20 protein-coding genes and 1 tRNA gene are annotated in these 19,032 nt (G+C 46.9%); 12 read left to right on the top strand and 9 right to left on the bottom strand.

Annotated features, from left to right (window positions below; genetic code table 11):
* Positions 1-130: 130 nt before the first annotated feature.
* A tRNA-Val gene (locus B5D42_RS09950) sits at positions 131-205 on the bottom strand.
* 88 nt (positions 206-293) lie between these two features.
* Entirely contained in the window at positions 294-584 is a 291-nt protein-coding gene (locus B5D42_RS09945; RefSeq protein WP_078831352.1) for a hypothetical protein, read from the bottom strand.
* A 119-nt stretch (positions 585-703) separates the two neighbouring features.
* On the opposite strand from B5D42_RS09945, the gene B5D42_RS09940 reads away from it, so the two are divergent.
* The gene (locus tag B5D42_RS09940; protein ID WP_245825644.1) at positions 704-1,036 is read left to right on the top strand and encodes a DMT family protein; all 333 of its coding nucleotides are present in this window, start codon (positions 704-706) and stop codon (positions 1,034-1,036) included.
* A gap of 124 nt (positions 1,037-1,160) precedes the next feature.
* On the opposite strand, the gene B5D42_RS09935 is transcribed toward B5D42_RS09940, so the two are convergent.
* Positions 1,161-2,165 carry a WD40/YVTN/BNR-like repeat-containing protein gene (locus tag B5D42_RS09935; protein WP_078831351.1) on the bottom strand — a complete coding sequence of 335 codons (1,005 nt, stop codon included), beginning with the start codon at positions 2,163-2,165 and terminating at the stop codon, positions 1,161-1,163.
* 66 nt (positions 2,166-2,231) lie between these two features.
* Here B5D42_RS09935 and B5D42_RS09930 point away from each other — a divergent pair, with 66 nt between their 5' ends.
* Positions 2,232-2,954 (top strand): tRNA threonylcarbamoyladenosine dehydratase, encoded by a 723-nt coding sequence (locus B5D42_RS09930; RefSeq protein WP_078831350.1) that lies wholly within the window; start codon positions 2,232-2,234, stop codon positions 2,952-2,954.
* On the opposite strand, the gene B5D42_RS09925 is transcribed toward B5D42_RS09930, so the two are convergent.
* Together B5D42_RS09925 and B5D42_RS09920 are read right to left on the bottom strand one after the other, a co-directional pair.
* Positions 2,948-4,114, bottom strand: coding sequence for an exo-beta-N-acetylmuramidase NamZ family protein (locus B5D42_RS09925; protein WP_078831349.1), 1,167 nt, complete (start codon positions 4,112-4,114; stop codon positions 2,948-2,950). The two genes, B5D42_RS09930 and B5D42_RS09925, sit on opposite strands and share 7 nt — an antisense overlap.
* Positions 4,115-4,157: 43 nt before the next feature.
* Positions 4,158-4,511, bottom strand: a complete 354-nt coding sequence (locus B5D42_RS09920; RefSeq protein WP_262507787.1) for a YkgJ family cysteine cluster protein — start codon at positions 4,509-4,511, stop codon at positions 4,158-4,160.
* A 340-nt stretch (positions 4,512-4,851) separates the two neighbouring features.
* Between B5D42_RS09920 and B5D42_RS09915 the strand changes: the two genes are divergently transcribed.
* The 6 genes from B5D42_RS09915 (at position 4,852) to B5D42_RS09890 (ending at position 11,509) form a co-directional block, all read left to right on the top strand.
* Positions 4,852-6,753, top strand: a complete 1,902-nt coding sequence (locus B5D42_RS09915) for a DNA topoisomerase IV subunit B (protein WP_078831347.1) — start codon at positions 4,852-4,854, stop codon at positions 6,751-6,753.
* Between the two features lie 38 nt (positions 6,754-6,791).
* Entirely contained in the window at positions 6,792-7,637 is an 846-nt protein-coding gene (locus B5D42_RS09910; RefSeq protein ID WP_078831346.1) for a DUF1835 domain-containing protein, read from the top strand.
* Entirely contained in the window at positions 7,634-8,029 is a 396-nt protein-coding gene (gene gloA2, locus B5D42_RS09905) for an SMU1112c/YaeR family gloxylase I-like metalloprotein (protein WP_078831345.1), read from the top strand. Before B5D42_RS09910 ends, gloA2 begins: the two co-directional genes overlap by 4 nt.
* A 10-nt stretch (positions 8,030-8,039) precedes the next feature.
* Positions 8,040-8,405: a cupin domain-containing protein gene (locus tag B5D42_RS09900; RefSeq protein WP_078831344.1), complete on the top strand. Its 366-nt coding sequence runs from the start codon at positions 8,040-8,042 to the stop codon at positions 8,403-8,405.
* Between the two features lie 50 nt (positions 8,406-8,455).
* Positions 8,456-10,969, top strand: a complete 2,514-nt coding sequence (locus B5D42_RS09895; protein WP_078831573.1) for a DNA gyrase/topoisomerase IV subunit A — start codon at positions 8,456-8,458, stop codon at positions 10,967-10,969.
* Between the two features lie 66 nt (positions 10,970-11,035).
* Positions 11,036-11,509, top strand: coding sequence for an SRPBCC family protein (locus B5D42_RS09890; RefSeq protein WP_078831343.1), 474 nt, complete (start codon positions 11,036-11,038; stop codon positions 11,507-11,509).
* Positions 11,510-11,516: 7 nt separating this feature from the next.
* Here the strand turns inward: B5D42_RS09890 and B5D42_RS09885 are convergent, their stop codons facing one another.
* The gene (locus B5D42_RS09885) at positions 11,517-12,416 is read right to left on the bottom strand and encodes a hypothetical protein (RefSeq protein ID WP_078831342.1); all 900 of its coding nucleotides are present in this window, start codon (positions 12,414-12,416) and stop codon (positions 11,517-11,519) included.
* 122 nt (positions 12,417-12,538) lie between these two features.
* Here B5D42_RS09885 and B5D42_RS09880 point away from each other — a divergent pair, with 122 nt between their 5' ends.
* On the top strand, positions 12,539-13,381 hold the full coding sequence (locus tag B5D42_RS09880) for a CvfB family protein (RefSeq protein WP_078831341.1): 843 nt from the start codon (positions 12,539-12,541) through the stop codon (positions 13,379-13,381).
* On the opposite strand, the gene B5D42_RS09875 is transcribed toward B5D42_RS09880, so the two are convergent.
* Positions 13,378-14,472: a hypothetical protein gene (locus B5D42_RS09875; protein WP_078831340.1), complete on the bottom strand. Its 1,095-nt coding sequence runs from the start codon at positions 14,470-14,472 to the stop codon at positions 13,378-13,380. The two genes, B5D42_RS09880 and B5D42_RS09875, sit on opposite strands and share 4 nt — an antisense overlap.
* A 184-nt stretch (positions 14,473-14,656) precedes the next feature.
* Here B5D42_RS09875 and B5D42_RS09870 point away from each other — a divergent pair, with 184 nt between their 5' ends.
* The 3 genes from B5D42_RS09870 to B5D42_RS09860 all read left to right on the top strand — a co-directional run bounded on the left by B5D42_RS09870 (position 14,657) and on the right by B5D42_RS09860 (position 17,263).
* Positions 14,657-15,532 (top strand): AraC family transcriptional regulator, encoded by an 876-nt coding sequence (locus B5D42_RS09870; RefSeq protein WP_078831339.1) that lies wholly within the window; start codon positions 14,657-14,659, stop codon positions 15,530-15,532.
* 10 nt (positions 15,533-15,542) lie between these two features.
* On the top strand, positions 15,543-16,010 hold the full coding sequence (locus B5D42_RS09865; protein ID WP_078831338.1) for a DUF983 domain-containing protein: 468 nt from the start codon (positions 15,543-15,545) through the stop codon (positions 16,008-16,010).
* Between the two features lie 65 nt (positions 16,011-16,075).
* Positions 16,076-17,263, top strand: a complete 1,188-nt coding sequence (locus tag B5D42_RS09860; protein ID WP_078831337.1) for an acetyl-CoA C-acyltransferase — start codon at positions 16,076-16,078, stop codon at positions 17,261-17,263.
* Positions 17,264-17,320: 57 nt separating this feature from the next.
* Here the strand turns inward: B5D42_RS09860 and B5D42_RS09855 are convergent, their stop codons facing one another.
* Together B5D42_RS09855 and B5D42_RS09850 are read right to left on the bottom strand one after the other, a co-directional pair.
* Positions 17,321-18,121 carry a sulfite exporter TauE/SafE family protein gene (locus B5D42_RS09855; RefSeq protein ID WP_078831336.1) on the bottom strand — a complete coding sequence of 267 codons (801 nt, stop codon included), beginning with the start codon at positions 18,119-18,121 and terminating at the stop codon, positions 17,321-17,323.
* Between the two features lie 56 nt (positions 18,122-18,177).
* Entirely contained in the window at positions 18,178-18,819 is a 642-nt protein-coding gene (locus tag B5D42_RS09850; RefSeq protein ID WP_078831335.1) for an NAD(P)-dependent oxidoreductase, read from the bottom strand.
* Positions 18,820-19,032 lie beyond the last annotated feature (213 nt).

Here is a 19,032-nt window from a genome sequence, read left to right as displayed (position 1 = left end):
AGCAATTAATAAAATAGCGAGAGTCACTCTAAGAAAATGATTGCCAATCGATTTCGAATGGTTGAAGTGTTTGTGTATAAAACAGGCTACAATAAAAAAAGCCTCAGCATTTCTGCTAAGGCTTTCTCTGTGGGAGCACACGGGTTCGAACCGCGGACCCTCTGCTTGTAAGGCAGATGCTCTAAACCAACTGAGCTATGCTCCCTTTTTTCCCTTCACTTATTTCGTTGTTGGGAGTGCAAAAATAGGGGATGACACATTACTACCAAAAAAAATCTTTCTTTTTTTTTTAATTAATTTAATTGAAGCGCAGGAAGCCTATACTGCTGACTATCATAGAGAAACAATTCTTCTATTTCATAGCTCCAGTATTTATACAGCGGCGACTTCGACAAATAAGCATCTGCCTCTGTTTTTGTTTCGGTATTGAGCGTGATCCAGCAGGTATGACTTTCCATACTCACTGCATAACTATCGATGATGCCTTTGTTCAGCAGGTAATTAATATAAGTGCGATGCGGTGGAACCAGCGCCATAAAATCCTCGTCCATTGTAAATTTGATGATCGCCTGATACTTTTTCATTCTCTTCTGTTTTTACAAATTGAGTAATGCAAGATTCGTGCTATGTTTTGCCGGATGGCAATCTGGCAATATCGGTACCGCTTCTTGCTGTAACTTGCACGAAAGTCAAACTAAACGATATGATCAAAACCATTGGCCTGCTGCTGCTTTCCAATATTTTTATGACGTTTGCCTGGTATGGCCACCTTAAGGAGAAGGGTGTTCCGCTCTGGAAAGCCATTCTTGTCAGCTGGGGTATCGCTTTTTTCGAATATTGTCTGATGGTGCCTGCCAACCGTGCAGGTTTTGCCAACGGGTTTAACGGATTCCAGCTCAAAATCACCCAGGAAGTGATCACTCTGGTCGTTTTTGCCGTGTTTGCAGTCGTATACCTGAAAGAACCGTTCCAATGGAAATACATGGTCAGTTTCCTGTTTATCCTCGGCGCTGTTTACTTCGCATTCAAGAAATAACAAAGGGGCAACCGCTTCCGGCCTGCCCCTTGTTTACCCTGCTGCATAAAGAAACTTAAAAACTGCTTTTTAACATTACAGGTTTGACTGCTCCTGTTCCGCAGGGTTTAATGAGTTCGAACTTTTATTTTAACCTGCCGATCCTGCCATTGCCGCCGGCCAGGTATACTGCATTACCCTGTTTTGCTTTTTTAACTACATGAAAACTGTCACGCGACAATAAACGCCAGTTGCGGCCGCCATCGTCCGACAGATCGATCCCTGACGTTCCGCAGGCTACCAGCTGGTTACTGTTCAGGTATATAACGCATGACCGGTAACCATGCGGTGGCGTTTCCGGGATGCTGAAAACCGGTTTTTTACCCAGGCTTACCAGCACACAATTATTCGAGCTGATGGTATCCTTGCTGAAATCACCGCCTACTATAACTGCTTTGCCATCGTATACGTCTATGGAATTGGCTCCCGTGGATTCAAGTCCCTGCACGATCGGCAAAGAATCATATTGACTGGTACCGGTAAACAATACAGACCTTTTACCGCCTGTTACAACATAAGTGCCTGCTTTCGTAAAACGGATATTGGTTCCGCTGGAAGCAAAAAAAGCCTCTCCGTCAGCCAGTGGTCCATAGCTGCGCGAAGGATCCGTTTTTTTCCAGCTGTTCCCGCCGTCGGTTGTAGTTGCGAGGTAAGCTTGCCGGCCGTCGATCGGGTCGCCGATCGCCACGCCGTTCCTGGAATCTTTAAAATCCATCGCATCGAGAAAAATTCCTTTAGCGGTATCTTCATAAACTTTTTTCCAGTTGAGGCCGCCGTCCGTGGTTTTAAGAATTACGGCCGGTTCTGCCACCGCAACAATTATTGCAGTGGATGAATCGAATGCCTCTATATCTCTGAAGTCCCTTTTCTCATAACCCGGCACCGTGATCCAGGTCCAGCTGCTGCCACCATTCGTAGAACGGCCTACACTGCCCGAACTGCCACTTACCCATACAATATTGTCTGTTACTACAGACAGGCCACGAAGGCTTATCCTTTTGCCGGAATGGAGGAGGATGTACGCGGGCGACTGGGCATGGCTCAACACCGACAATAACAACAACACAGAAAAGATTTTAATAAACCGCATAGGAACTACATTTTTGCAGACTAAATTAATGATCAATCCGCATTGTAAACGGTAAAAAGAATTGTTATGATCCCTTACTGGATGAGCCGGACACAGTTGCTGCTTGGCAACGAACAGGTTGAAAAGCTGATGAACAAACATGTGCTTGTGGTTGGACTGGGCGGTGTAGGCGGCATCTGTGCTGAAATGATCGCAAGGTCAGGGGTGGGGAAGATGACCATCGTTGATGCGGATACGGTTGATCTCAGCAATACCAACCGGCAGATCCCGGCCTTGCACAGTACGGCAGGAAGACCTAAGGCGGATGTAATGGCAGAGCGTTTGAAAGATATCAACCCCGAACTGCAGCTGACTGTTTTGCCGCAGTTCATTAAAGAAGAGCTGACCGTTCAGTTACTGAATTCCGGTGAGTTTGATTATGCGGTGGATTGTATCGATACCTTATCTCCCAAAGTAGAGTTCCTGGTTGAGTGTAAAAAAAGGAATATTCCTGTTGCTTCTTCCATGGGCGCAGGTGGAAAAATGGATCCTGCCCGGATTGAGATCGCTGACATCTCGAAGACACATGAATGTAATCTTGCACGCTATGTCAGGAAAAAACTGCATGAACAGCAGGTACGCACCGGCATCAAAGTGGTGTTCAGTGCAGAGAAAGTAGACCAGGACAAAGTGATCGAAACGGAGAAAGCGTTCCCCAAAAAATCCCTGATCGGAACGGTCAGCTATATGCCGGCGATTTTTGGCTGCATGCTTTCAAGCATTGTGATTCGCGACCTGCTGGATCAGTAAAGTAAAAACGGTGCTACATCTTCCTGCCAGTCTTTTACCCTTATTTCACGGGTAAAAGTAGCCATGAATGAATTAAGTGGCAATTCAAATAATGCTTCGATTTCATTGATTCCCAGTAATTTATCTAAATGATTTATCCCGCTTGGGTTTACATGCGTAGGATACGTTCCCCACGCAAAATGCGCAGGATAAAGTGACCTGATCACCTTAATTAACAGTAATCCATTCATAACTGATTGAAAATCAAAAATTTCATTAACCTTATATACTATTCCGTGACATAACTGCCCTGCATATTTTCCTTCGGATGGTGTAAATGTAATTGCTTGTGTTTCAACTTCTTCTGAAAACATGCTGTTAAGGATCCCTGACAACTCGTTGCTATTGATCCACGGCGCTCCGGCGACAGTAAATGCATAGGGTGTGCTTCTGCCTTCGCTGATATTGGTGGCTTCCAGCAGGCATAACCCCGGGTAGAGTAACATACTTTCGAAATTCCGGATTGCCGGTGAGGTTGCAACAAATGGAACACCCCAGTCGGGCTGGAACATACCACGATCCCAGCCTTCGCATTTATATACCTGCAGGTCTGCATTAATTCCCCTGGTGGTGTTGAAGTACTGCGCCAGCTCGCCCAGGGTGCAACTGTGGCGGACAGGTAAGGGCCAGCGGCCGATAAAGGACGCGCTTTCTTCCCTCAGTAATGGTCCCTCCGCCAAAGCCAGGTTCCCGGAAACAGGGTTCGGGCGATCCAGTATGATCAATGGCTTCTTATAGCGTGCCGCCGATTCCAGCACATAGGTCATCGTCCAGAGATAAGTATAGAAACGGCTGCCTATATCCGGTATGTCGAACAGCAACATGTCTATATCCGCCAGATCCTTTTCATCGGGCGCAAGTTTGTCGCCGTAAAGGCTTGTAACAGGCAGGCCGGTTAAAGGGTCAGTTCCATCATGCATGGCAAGGCCATCTGCCCCGGTTACGCTCAGGCCATGTTCAGGGGAAAATAATCGTGTGATCCGGAATCCGTTTTCCACCAACGCTTTCCTCGAAGGGACCAGTTTTCCTGTAGTTGCCGCATGATTGGTTACCAGCCCGATGGAATTATCCCTCCAGTCTGGGTTTGCTTTTAGCAAGATGTCAACTCCGAATGAAATCATATAAATTATTTAAAATGAATTTGTTGTATTGTTTAGTTATAATTTAATATTCATCCTTAAAGCCAGTTTTGAGCTTCAATTCCTCTATAACATTGAAAATGATCGGGCAACGCGGGTAGTGCATGAAAGTTGAAAAGAGACGCTTGCTGAAATAAGGTAAATGAAGCGCCGGAAACTCCCTGCAACCCTCAAAACGGTCTTCGTAAACGGAACAGGCATTATCTTCTTGTAAAAAATGACAAGGGATCGTATTGATCAGCATCATCCCATTCGACCCTTTTTCAATATATTGATTATCAAATTCTTTACGTGTCTTATTTAATTTTTTAGATAAATTATCTGCTTCCGGTTCACTGACATTGATCATCAGGCTTTTACAGCAATTACCACAATCCAGGCAGTTGATTTGGGGCGTGATGGTTTCATTAAGTTGGTGTACTATTGCATCCGTTTCGGCAACTGGTAATGACTTGAGAAAAGGAACAAAACGGTCGTTCTCTGACTGTTTTTCTGCTGCAAGGCTGGCAATCCGCCTGAGATCTGTTTCGATATATTTGGGATTTTGACTGATCCTGCAAAGTTAAGGTCTCCTGGTTTATCCACAGTGAAATGCCATTTGTAGAAAAGTAAACTTGGGGCAAGGCAGGAGCTTTTTAGATTTGCGGGTTGTGGAATAAAATATAAATGATCGTCCGGCGTTATTGAATGCCCGGCTAACATATTAAGATTAAGCGATTATGGCTGAAGTGAAGCAATTGAATGAGTATAATGAAGATTCGATACGGTCGCTCGACTGGCGGGAACATATCCGGTTACGTCCGGGCATGTATATCGGTAAGCTGGGCGACGGTTCTGCTCCCGATGATGGCGTTTACGTGCTGATCAAGGAAGTGGTGGATAACTGTATCGATGAGCATACCATGGGCTATGGTAAGCAGGTTGAGATCGGTATTGAAGGAAAGACTGTAACGGTAAGAGATTATGGTCGTGGTATTCCATTAGGTAAACTGGTGGATGTGGTGAGCAAGATCAATACCGGTGCCAAATACGATAGTAAAGCTTTTCAGAAAAGTGTGGGTCTGAACGGTGTGGGTACCAAAGCGGTCAACGCCCTCAGCCAGCATTTCAGTGTTACGGCATTCCGCGATGGTAAACAGAAAACTGCCGACTTTGAAAAAGGAATTCTTGTAAAAGAGTACAAGGAACAGGCCACCCAGGAGCCCAATGGAACCCTGGTTACTTTTACGCCCGATGACACTGTTTTCCGCAATTTCCATTTTATCCACGAGTATCTCGATAACCAGCTCTGGAACTACTGCTACCTGAATGCGGGCCTCGCCATGCATTTCAATGGTAAGAAATATGTGAGCAAAAATGGTCTGCTCGACCTGCTGCAGCGTAAAACGAATCCGGATGAACTGCGCTATCCGATCATCCACCTGAAAGGAGAAGATATCGAGATCGCTTTATCGCATAACAACGATTACGGCGAAGACATTTTCTCATTTGTAAACGGCCAGTATACCACACAGGGCGGAACGCACCAGCAGGCTTTCAGGGAAGCTTATGTGAAAGTGATCCGCGACTTTTACAAGAAAGATTATGAAGCTTCCGATATCCGCACCAGTATTGTGGCGGCTATTTCTGTAAGGGTACAGGAGCCTGTTTTCGAAAGTCAGACCAAAACCAAACTGGGCTCACAAAGTGTTTATGAAGGCGGGCCAAGCATGAAAAATTTCGTGCTGGAATTCCTTGCACGTGAACTGGATAATTTCCTGCACCGGAACCCGGCAATTGCGGATGCACTGAAAAAACGGATCGAACAGAGTGAAAGAGAACGTAAGGAATTATCAGGGATCCGTAAACTGGCCAATGAACGTGCCAAAAAAGCGAACCTGCACAATAAAAAACTGCGCGACTGCCGTGTGCACCTGAATGATGAACCACCGGCGAAGAATAAGGAAGAGTTTGTATCTAATCAGTCCAACACTACTATATTCATTACCGAGGGTGACAGCGCCAGCGGAAGCATCACCAAATCCCGAAAGGTAGATACGCAGGCAGTATTCAGTCTGCGCGGTAAACCATTGAATGCATTCGGCCTCACCAAGAAAGTGGTGTATGAGAACGAAGAGTTCAACCTGCTGCAGCACGCGTTGAATATTGAAGAAGGACTGGAAGGATTACGCTATAATAATATTGTAATCGCTACCGATGCCGATGTGGATGGCATGCACATCCGCCTGCTCTTAATGACATTCTTCCTGCAGTTCTTCCCCGACCTGGTAAAACGCGGACACGTCTATATCCTTGAAACACCATTGTTCAGGGTAAGGAATAAACAGGAAACGATCTATTGTTATGATGAAACGGAAAAACAGGCGGCAGTAAAAAAACTGGGCAACAAGCCGGAGATCACCCGGTTCAAAGGTCTTGGTGAGATCTCACCGGAAGAGTTCGGACGGTTTATCGGCGAAGACATGCGTCTGCAACCGGTCATCCTGGAACAGGGGGATCATATCCAGCAACTGCTCGAATATTATATGGGCAAGAACAGCATGGAAAGGCAGGAATTCATCATCAATAACCTGAAAGTAGAACTCGACAGGGTAGAAGATGGCGAACCGGCAGTAGCCTGATCCGAAAGAATTTTATATCATTATTATAAGCAACCCGCATGATCCATATTGTATTTGAACAACCCAATGTAACCGCGCTGGAAAAAGCGATAGAACTGGATGAAAGCCTGCAGGGACAGATCGTAGAGATCAAGGACGATTTCGCAGTAGGACCGTTGGGCGATATTTATCATACCGAAGGTTACCAGGCCCGCCGCAGCTGGTGGGAAACCCTGCTGGAACATTCACCTTATGCCGATACAGTTAATATAGTAGATGATAAGCTGGCTGTCCACAACCTGCTGAAAATGCTGGATGAGCAACCGGAGGCCGAGGCCTGGATCTGGATGGGGCAGAATGCGCATGATGTATGCAGCTATTACTGGCTGATGCCGCAACTGAAAGATTACCAGGGCCGGATACAGGTTTTATACCTGAACAATCTTCCTTTTATCAATGAAAAAGGGAGCATTTTTTATCCTACCCATCTCCATGAGATCCAGCCGAAGGAATTCCTCAAAGCTAAAAAACTGGCCCGGCCCATTACACTCAGTGAATTTGAGCTGGACCCGGACGAATGGAAAAAACTCTGTAACGAAAATGCCCTGGTCCGATTCCTGGAAGGCGGGAAGAAGATCGTGAGCAAGGATGTGGATTTTTACGACAAAGACCTGCTCGCTCACCTGAACGGTGCCATGAAACTGAGCAAACTGATTTATACAGCGCTTGGCAAAATGAAAGTAAAGACCGGGGATGTGTTCCTGGTATGGCGGATAAAGGAAATGGCCGCAGCCGGTAAACTGGAACTGGCAGGCGACTGGAGCAAGGGCTGGAAGGAAGTGGTGGTGAAGTTTCCCGGAGCAGCAGAGACAACAGAAACAACCGAAGCAGAAACAACGGTATGATCGGAATAGAATCCATACACCATGTTGCGTTGCTGACGGATAATGCGCATTATGAAGAAAGTAAACGTTTCTACACGGAAGTACTCGGATTCAACATTATCAGCGAAACCTACCGGGAAGCAAGGCAGTCGTACAAACTGGACCTTGCATTGAACGGAAGGTACCAGCTGGAGTTGTTCAGTTTCCCGGATTACCGGGAGCGCGCTTCTTTTCCCGAGGCAAAGGGATTGCGGCACCTGGCTTTTTCGGTAACGGATGTGGAAAAATCTGCAGCACAGCTTTCAGCTTATGGTGTAAAACATGAAGGGATCAGGCTGGATGAACTTACAGGTAAACAGTTTGTGTTCTTTTACGATCCCAGCGGCCAGCCGCTGGAATTGTATCAATTATAAAAAAAGGAAAATGATCAGTATAATACCGGTAGAGAAAGCAGGTGAAGATGAGCGCGGCAGTACGCATTTTTTTGAGAATGACAGGACGGGTCAGTTCATTGTTGCCTATCGTAAGCAAGGAAGTGCAAGCGGCCGGCATTATCACAAGGGTTTGTCGGCGAACAAAAACCCAGAAAAGATCATACTGATGCAGGGAGAGGTTACACTGAACTGGTTCAATGTGCAGGGTGAGGAAAAGGGAACTGAAAAAATAAAAGCCCCGGCACTGATTGCGATCGAACCTTATGCCTGGCATGAAGTGATTGCAGAAACGGATATCATGATACTTGAACTGAATTCGTTTGAAGATGGCAACATGGATACGTTCCGTGTTTGATAATAGTAAGGAATAATCATAAAGAGCTTCTGAAAAAGCGTGTAGTTATAATGGCGAAAGAAAAAAAAGAGAACAGGGTTTTTGAAAATGAAACAGGTGTGCAGGGCCAGTATAAGAACTGGTTCCTGGAATATGCGTCTTATGTGATCCTGGAACGTGCCGTACCGGCCATTGAAGATGGATTAAAACCCGTACAGCGCCGTATCCTGCATTCCATGAAGGAGATGGATGACGGTCGTTTCAACAAAGCGGCCAACATCATCGGACAGAGTATGCAGTATCACCCGCATGGGGATATGAGTATAGGTGACGCGTTGGTAAACCTCGGACAGAAAGACCTGCTGATAGAAACCCAGGGTAACTGGGGGGATGTACGTACCGGCGATGATGCGGCTGCGCCCAGGTATATCGAGGCCAGACTTTCGAAGTTCGCGCTGGAAGTGGCTTTCAACGCAAAAACAACAGAATGGCAACTGAGTTACGATGGCCGTAAGAATGAGCCGGTGACCCTTCCCATGAAGTTTCCCTTGCTGCTGGCACAGGGTGCGGAAGGTATTGCGGTAGGGCTTTCAACCAAGATATTACCACATAACTTTTGTGAGCTGATCGATGCAACTATCAAATGCCTGAAAGGAAAGAAGTTTGAGATCTTCCCGGATTTCCAGACAGCAGGTATGATCGATGTGGCCAATTATAATGGCGGGAAACGCGGCGGTAAGGTACGTGTGCGCGCGCGGATCGAAGAACTTGACAAGAAAACGCTGGTGATACGTGATGTGCCTTACGGGATCACAACCTCCCAGCTGATGGAAAGCATCACCAAAGCTAATGACCAGGGTAAGATCAAGATCAAAAAAGTAACGGATGTTACGGCAAAAGATATCGAGATCCAGATCGACCTCGCAGCAGGCATTTCTCCGGATATTACCATCGATGCATTATATGCCTTTACAGATTGCGAAGTGAGTATTTCCCCGAATGCCTGCGTGATCGTAAACCAGCGGCCGATGTTCCTGAGCGTTCAGGAACTGCTGCAGGTATCCGCCGAAAATACCCGCACTTTACTGAAAAAGGAGCTGGAGATCAAACTGGCAGAACTTGAAGACAAATGGCATTATACATCCCTGGAAAAAATCTTCTTCGAGGAAAAGATCTATAAGGAACTGGAACAGAAGCATGAGACCTGGGAGAAAGTGATCCTCTCGATCGATAAAGCTTTCGAACCCTATAAGAAGAAACTGAAACGCGCCGTACAGCGTGAAGACATCCTGAAGCTGACCGAAAAACCGGTGCGCAGGATCTATCGTCTCGATATCAATGAGCTCAATGAACAGATCAAAGCCATTGAAGCAGACATGCGCCAGGTAAATCACGACCTGGAACATCTGACCGATTTTGCCGTTGCTTATTTTGAAACGCTCCTTAAGAAATACGGTAAAGGCCGGGAACGGAAAACGGAGATCAGGGAATTCGATACCATACAGGTGAAACATGTGGCTATTGCCAATACCAAGCTTTACCTGAACCGTGCGGAAGGGTTTATCGGTACCGGTCTTAAAAAAGACGAATTCCTCTGCGATTGTTCTGATTACGACGATATCATCGCATTCACAAAAGCAGGGAAGATGAAGATCGTGAAAGTGGCAGATAAGGTGTTCATCGGAAAAGATATCCTTTATGCGGCTGTTTTCCAGAAGAACGATGAACGCACTACATACAACATGATCTATCTCGACGGCGCTTCCGGTACCAGCTATGCCAAACGTTTCAATGTAACCGGTATCACACGCGACAAGGAATACGATCTCACCAAAGGTTCGGATAAAAGCAAAGTGCATTATTTCACAGCCAATCTCAACGGTGAAGCCGAAGTAGTGAAGATCGTACTGAGCCCGAACTGTTCGGCAAGGATCAAGGAATTCGATTTCTATTTTGAAGAACTCGAAATCAAAGGACGTGGCAGCATGGGTAACCAGGTGACCAAATACCCTGTTAAGGCTGTGAAGTTCAAAGAAGCGGGAAGAAGCACACTCGCAGGCCGTAAACTCTGGTTCGATGATAAGTTCGGCAGGCTCAATACCGAAGAAAAAGGACAATATCTCGGCAGCTTCGAAGAAGAGAAGATTCTGGTGTTATATACAGACGGCAGCTATGAACTTACCGATACGGAGATGACACAGCGCTTCGAACCGGAAAAGATCATTCTCATCGAAAAGTTCAACCCGGAAAAAGTGATCACTGCTGTCTATCTGGACCATGATAAACAGCAGTTCAATATCAAACGTTTCCGTATCGAAACCACAACACTGAAGACCCGGTTCCTTTTCATCAAGGAAGGAAAAAACAATTACCTGGAAACAGCTACCACCGATGACAACCCGATCCTGGTAGTACAGTCGGGCAAAGGCACGCAGCAGCGTACCAACAAATTCAAGGTAGCCAGCATGGTAGAGATCATGGGGTGGAAAGCCGTTGGCGCCAAGCTGACCGATTTCAATAAATCCACTGAAATGCAATGGGAGCACAGGCCGGAGAAAGAAAATGCTCCGCCTGAATTGTTCTAAACCGCAATAACAGAACGGCCCCGTATCATTCCGATCCGGGGCCGTTTGTTTGACGTAACTTACAGTATGTCTTCCGAAACCTATTCATTCATCACCCGCTGGGAACTGGATGCGCCAAAGGAGCTGGTGTGGTCTGAAATCAGCAATTGCGCCAACTGGCCCAGCTGGTGGCCGGAAGTAAAAGCAGTGGAATTGCTTGCAGCGGGTGACCAGGATGAGATCGGTAAAACCTGGCGCTATAAGTGGCAAAGCCCTTTCTTTTATAAACTTTCAGTTACGCTTTGCATCACGGATATTCAACCGCTTCAGTCTGTGTCGGCTCTTGCAACCGGCGATCTTGAAGGAACGGGCGAATGGCAGTTTTCCTGCCATGATACCACCACTGTTGCGATCTGCTCGTGGAAAGTCCGTACACGTATTCCCTGGATGAACCGCATGGCTTTTTTACTGAAACCCTTGTTCAGGTACAATCACCGGCTGATCATGCGCAGCGGGTTACAGGGCCTGAAGCAGGCCATTGAACAACGGGAAAAAACTTAACCGGAACTTACTCCTCTTTTCTTTTCAGCCGGATCGTAGCACTCTTGTTGAAATCGCTGGTAAGGATCAGTTCGTGGCGGATATTGCCGTCGTACAGGATCAGTGCAGCGGTATTGGGCGGAATCGCACCCAGGTTTTCGGCAAACATGCTCAGCTCATTGTATTCAAGGTTTGGATCGAGCGTAAGTGTAAGCCGGATCGCTTTATGCGTGAGCCGCGATGCCGGTAATACTTCGCGGTTATTCAGGAACAGGGAAACGGAGTCGTTATCGATCGTGCCGTTATCGTACAATTCAACCCGTACGGTGGCTGAATGAATGATCACCTCTTTTGCTACCGTTTTACTGCGTAGCAGGAAATCGTTACGCATAGCTGCAGTGGCAGTATCGGTTGCCTGCGGCAGGATCACTCCGGCTGTTGCAGTGTCGCCCCTGTCTTCCAGCCCTGTTTCGATAGCAACAGCAGCCGTATCATTGGAAAGATGAAAACGGAAATTAAGCGGCGGTACCGTATACCGGTGTTCTGCGTCACTGGTAAAAGCGCCGGTTAGTGTAGACGCTGTTTTGGAAGTCAGCAGTGTAAATGAACCGCTGAGCATACAGTCAATACCGTTAAGAGTGCTTGTAGACCTGTAATAGATCATTTGAACAGGGTTAATAACCAGCCTGCGTTTGACAGGATCGAAACTTCCGTTGAGCGATGCGCTGAAAAGACTGTCGCGGAAATAATAATTCAGTACACCGGTTACTTTCTTACCTGTTTGCTTCAGCTGCATTTCAGCCATATAGCTGCTGCTTACGCCATTGGAGAGTACTGTGCCAAGGCCGTACCAGTTACCATTGACCTGCTGGGCCCTGGCTGAAACGGCAAAAACGGTGAAGATCAGAAAATATAAAATGGACCGCATAGGTGCAAAGTATAAAAACTTTACGTTCCGGCCAGAAAATCAACAGCTTAGTCGTTCAGATACATAGATCATCTTGCTGCTCCAACAATGCTTAACTTCGCAGCTTAAATAAGGAATATATCATGAGTCAGGTACAGGCAGGAGCATATCATACCCTAAAAGTGAACCGCAAAGTTGAATTCGGTTTTTATCTCGACGATGGCGCGGAAGGCATCCTGCTGCCCAAACGTTTTGCACCCAAAAACCTGCGTATTGGTGATGAAGTGCATGTATTCGTTTACCACGACTCAGACAACCGCCTGATCGCTACCACACAGGAACCCAAAGCTGTGGTTGGAGATATAGTGAAACTGGAAGCTGTAGCCGTAACACGGCAGGGTGCATTTCTCGACTGGGGACTGATGAAAGATCTCTTTGTGCCTGCATCGAGGCAATTGGGCGGAATGCGGGTCGGCGGCCGTTACCTGGTAAAAGTATACCTGGATGAAATGACCGGCAGGGTGGCCGCAACTGAAAAGATCGATTCGCTCCTGTCAAACGACGAGCTTACGGTAAAAGAAATGGAACAGGTGCAACTCGTGGTCTACCGCAAGTCGGAGCTGGGTTATGTGATGATCATCAACAACCGCCATACCGGCGTACTGCACAGTAATGAAGTGTTCCGCGATCTGGAGCCGGGCGATAAGGTGGAAGGATTCATCAAACATATCAGGCCCGATAATAAGATCGATGTAGTACTGGGTAAGCCGGGTTTCCAGAAAGTGGAAGACGAGGCAGAAAAAATCCTGCGCCTGCTGCAGGAGAATGACGGTTATCTGCCATATCATGATAAATCGGATCCGCAGGAGATCTATGATTTCTTCGGCATGAGTAAAAAAGCATTCAAAATGACCACCGGCAATCTTTACCGTCAGCGGAAAATCGAATTTACACAAACCGGGTTCCGGTTAACTGATCCTGATTAACCTGTAGTATCGGTATCGGATTCACTTGCGTCTGCATCTGTGGTTGTTGTGCCGCCTCCTGTTGAAGAACTGGAATCGTCGACAGCTGTTGTTGTCGTTGTTGTGGCTGTTGCAGTAGGTTTGGGCTTGGGTGTGGCTTTAGCAATGGCGCTTGCAAGGCTGGCGGCGCCAGCAGTACCTTCTTCAGCAGCCATAGCATCGAAACCTGCTCCGGATTTGGGGTGCAACGATGCTTTTTTTGAGTTGCCGAAAGCCCTGGCAGCATCCACAACTGATTTGTCTGCATTATAAATCTCAAAACGATTCTCATGATCGTCTTTGTCTACGTGTATATGTTCTACAAAGCGATGTGCATAATTATCGATGCCGGAGTGACCGCGAACCCAGCCTTTGCTGGAAGGTCCGTTCAGATCTGCCGAAACGCCGCCGCCGGCTGTCACTTTAAGATAACCGGCATCCCGGTGGAAATCATGCGCATCAGTTTTTGCCGCACTTGCAGATGCTGCGCCTGAACTAGCGGGTTTAATCCTTATCAGTTTCGGAGACAGGCCCGCTTTGCTCAGTGCCAGTGTATTGGCTTTATACCAGTTGGCTGCGCTGGTAACGTCGTTGATTTTATATAAATCAGAGTTTTCCTGTATTGCCTTTATTTTCTGAACCCTGCCATTTGCTTCATTCATGAGTGTTTGTATACCCTCATCCTCGCTATTATCAGTGAAAGCTTCGCTATACTTTTTATAATCGGCTTCGGCTTGCTGAAGCCGTTCAAAAATGAATGTAAAGAACTTGTCCCTTGTTTTTTCCCCGGCCAAGACTTTAATCATTTCAACATCCGGATCTCCGTCGATACCCTGGCTGCCTGGTTCCTCTTTGATCAATGCCTGCGGGTATTTTGTGGCTAGCGTGGCGGCTGGGTTTGCAAAAGCCGCAGAACCATAAATATCTGCTTTCTCCATCTGTATCACAGCATTGGCTGCTTTCAATTGTTTAGCCGGAACCGCTGGCAATGAGAGACCTTTTCCTCCTGCATTGGCTTTGCCTGTGTCAGGAGTTTGTACTGTTTTATTTTTCTCCGGCTGGTGCTGTTTCAAGGATGTCAGTTTGGGTGGTAATATACGGTGCGTTTTTAAAGTGAGCAATAAGCAGGAATGTTTTAAACATATGCATCGGCGTAAATAGTGATCCGTTTAATCAGTAAAAAGTACCATAAATGGTACGAATGATGGCATTACCTCCGGCATGATGTGTTGTATCTTTGCAGTATAAATAAATCTCATGAAGGGAAAGGAAAATATCCCTGTTTACCATCTCTGCAGCCTGCAGCAGGAAGCCAAACAGGATGACCTGCAGGTAGAACGGTTCGGAGAGTATCTTGAAAGGCATTATACCAACCTGCATCACCCGCACAGGCATTCCTTTTACCATATGGTTCTGTTCAGTAAAGGAAGAGGAACACATACCATTGATTTTACCCGATATACCGTAACACCCGGTCAATTGTATTGCATGGTGCCGGGCCAGGTGCACAGCTGGCATTTTACAGGCGATACGGATGGCTATATTCTCAATTTCTCTGAACATTTCTTCCGCAGTTTCCTGCTGGAACAGGATTATCTCGACCGGTTTTCTTTTTTCGGCGGGGAAAGTAATGCGGGTGTATTGCAATTGAATAATACCATTTATGGAAAAGCGGAACAGCTGTTCGGGGAATTGATCACCTTATCGGCCGGCAGTCCCGATCCGGATCTGTTGCGGGTATTGCTGCTGCAATTGCTGCTTACGGTCAATGAAAACGGATCAGGAAACGGAACAGATCCCCAGCAGCAGCAAATGGTGCTGAAGCGGTTCCGCAAGCTTGTCAGCCAGCATTACCAGACATTGAGGATGCCGGGTGAATACGCAGAACTACTGCATGTAACGCCCAATTATCTCAATGCCCTCTGCAAAGAACTGCTTGGAGTAACCGCCGGTGAGCTGATCCGCAACAGGGTACTGCTGGAAGCCAAACGCCTGCTCACCAATGCGGGCATGCAGGTAGCGGAAGTAGCAGCTGTTCTCAATTTCAAGGATAACTCTTACTTCAACCGTTTCTTCAGGAAGTACACCGGGCAAACACCCGAAACCTTTCGCAAACAATTGTATCACTCTTAAAATATTTTTTATGTGCGCAACACATGCGGATCATAAGCCCAACGCAATAATCAGCCTGCTGCAGAACAAATGCCCCAGATGCAGACGCGGCGATCTTTTTGTACGTTCCAGCGCGTACGATCTGAAACAATACCGTTTTATGCAGATGCACGGGAACTGCCCGGTTTGTAATCAGGTTGTGGATATCGAAGTAGGTTTCTATTACGGCACCGGTTTCGTGAGCTATGCGCTTGCCATTGCACTCAGTGTGGCCAGCTTTATAGCCTGGTGGGTATTGGTAGGAGTATCGCTGGAAGATAACCGGGTTTTCTGGTGGCTGGGCGTGAATGCATTGCTTCTGGTTGTAATGCAGCCTTTGCTGATGCGGCTCTCACGCACTTTATGGCTATGGTTCTTCGTCGGTTACAGCCGTAACTGGAAAGAGGGGGATGTGTATAAAGTGGAACGGATTAACGAAGGGTTGAAGGATGCGTGGTAAATAACCGCAGAATCCTGCTAACAATCGTTAGTAATTGGTTATATTTACGCCCTAATTCAGATAATATGGCTAACAGACAGGTTTATATTGTTTCGGCAGTGCGTACCCCGATCGGAAGTTTTGGCGGCGCACTGAAAGATTTCAGCGCTCCTCAGCTGGGTGCAGTTGCGATCAGGGCAGCGGTAGAACGCGCAGGTATTGCACCTGATGCTGTACAGGAAGTATTGATGGGCTGTGTGATCCAGGCCAATGCCGGCCAGGCGCCCGCCCGTCAGGCAGCAAAATTTGCAGGCCTGCCAGACCAGGTGATCTGTACTACAGTGAATAAGGTTTGTGCCAGCGGTATGAAAGCTATTGCACAAGGCGCACAGGCCATTCTGCTGGGCGATGCAGACATTATCGTAGCCGGTGGTATGGAAAGCATGAGCAATGTGCCTTTTTACAGTCCTAACATGCGCTGGGGAAATAAATACGGTAATGTTACACTGGTGGATGGTCTTGCGAAAGACGGTCTTACCGATGTGTATCATAATTACGCCATGGGAAATGCAGCCGAGCTTTGTGCTACGGAGTGCGGTATTTCACGGGAAGAGCAGGATGCATTTGCGGTTGAAAGCTACAAGCGCAGCCAGGCGGCCTGGACTGCCGGGAAATTCGATGCCGAGATCGTACCTGTTGCTATTCCGCAGCGAAAAGGCGATCCGGTTCTTTTTGCGAAAGATGAAGAGCCTTTCAATGTTAAATTCGATAAGATCCCTGAACTGAAACCTGCTTTCACCAAAGACGGAACCGTTACCGCAGCAAACGCATCTACCATGAATGACGGCGCCGCGGCAGTAGTGTTGATGAGCAGCGAAAAAGCAGATGCGCTGGGTATTAAGCCCCTTGCAGTGATCCGCAGCTATGCAGATGCCGAACAGGCACCGGAATGGTTTACTACCACACCTTCTACAGCTGTTCCTAAAGCAGTTGCAAAGGCAGGACTGGAGATGAAAGATATTGAGTTCGTGGAACTGAATGAAGCATTTTCTGTTGTAGGTATTGCCAATACGCAAAAAATGAACTTAGATCCTGAGCGTGTGAACGTGAATGGTGGTGCGGTTTCTATCGGCCACCCGCTGGGTTGCAGTGGTGCCCGTATCATTGTTACCTTATTACATGTGCTGAAACAGCAGAATGCCCGTATCGGCGCAGCCGGTATCTGTAATGGCGGTGGTGGCGCAAGTGCAATGGTGCTTGAGGCGATCGGTTAATTTCAGCAGAAAAATAAAGTAAGTATCAGAGTGTTGCTCCAAAAGGGCAGCACTTTTTTAATGCCCGCCAAGCAATTCTTTCACGATGATGAAGCAGCCCATGATCAGTACAAACCAGCCAAACCCTCTTTTCAGTTTTTCGCCGGCGATCTTTGTACCTAAAAGAGCGCCTGTAACAGTGCCTGCTACAGCAATGGCAGTAACAGACAATAATAATACCCAGTTGAACGATTGATGGTAGAGGTCGCTCACGAAGCCGAAAAGGGAATTCATGGCAATGATCAAAAGCGAAGTGCCGATAGCTTCTTTCATGGTGAGCCGGAAAGAAAATAGTAATACTGGAATAATGATGAAACCGCCTCCTGCACCGAGAAATCCTGTAAGAATGCCTGTTTCAATACCTTTAATCACTGCTTTACCCAGTGGGATCTTTTTAACCTCCCCGCAGTCCTGCTCTTTTAACGGTTCTTTCCTGAGCATATTCAGTGATGCAATGATCATCACAATGGCAAATAAAAGCATGGTGGCCAGTGATCTGCTGACCTGCCAGGAACCGATATTGAAAAGATGATCCGGAATGGCTGGTATTACAAACTTCCGGATGAGTACAACGGTTATAATGGATGAAACTCCAAAGAAGAATGCAGCCCTGAGATTGATATGGCCTTTCCGGTAATTCAGTGCAGCGCCGGTAAGACTGCTGCATCCTACAATGAATAATGAATAACCTGTAGCTAAGGTTGGTTGTATATGAAATAAGTAGACTAATACCGGGATAGTCAATATGGAACCTCCGCCGCCGATGAGACCAAGGGAAATACCGATCAGTAAGGCTGTAATATACCCGGCGATTTCCATGAACCAGTTTTGACCGCGCAAAGGTTAAGAAATAAAATCACTCTTTGCATTGTTTTTTATAACCGGCTGATACCAACTCTTTTTTTCAGGTAATGATTAGCTGTTAATTCCTGCAGCATGAAATCTGCAAGATCGCCTGCATTGATCTGTGAATGATTAGGAGAGGGCAGGTGATCTGTGCTCGTGATATATTTCCCCGTTTTATCGCCATTGAGTATGTCGGGAGAACACACAAAAGTCCAGTCTGCATCAGAAGCCTGTAAAAAGCGGAAAGCCTGTAAATGTTCCATACCAACGGGCAGGTATTCCTGCGGGTAATCCGGGTTATCGATCAGCAGGTTGCCGGATTCATCATCCAGTATGCCCATGCCACCCAGCGCAACAATACGCTTTAGCCCTGCATGATCCATTTGTGTGAGTATATTTTTAAGGCCGAGGCTTCTTGTTTTATCCTTTCCGTCGAACGAGCCCCCCAGCACAGAGATCACTGCATCTGAACCCTCGAGAGCTTTCAGCACATCCTTTTCCTCAAATACATAGCCCTTGATCGCAGTAAACTGGTCGCTGCGCAGGTCTTTATCAATGAGGTTATCGATATTGCGGCCAAAGGCTTTTACAAAATACCCCTTGCCGAGAGCCTGCTGTACCAGGTGCTTGCCAACATGTCCTGTAGCACCGAATATAGTGATCGTCATCATGGAATTGAATTTACCACAATTTACGGAATGTTAAACAGTTGTAGCTCACCTCATTCCTCACTAGGGCGGGTTCTTTCTTAACTCTCTGCTGGTCTCGCTGACGCCTCCCGCAGGATGATTCAGCGCAACACGCATTGCTATCCTTCCGCCGCTGACGTCTCCCGGAGGGGACTCAGCGCAGCACGCACTTGCTATTTCTAAACGCCGTTTATA

The sequence above is a fragment of the Sediminibacterium ginsengisoli genome (assembly GCF_900167075.1).
GTDB lineage: Bacteria > Bacteroidota > Bacteroidia > Chitinophagales > Chitinophagaceae > Sediminibacterium > Sediminibacterium ginsengisoli.
This window is presented reverse-complemented; position numbering and strand designations above follow the sequence as displayed.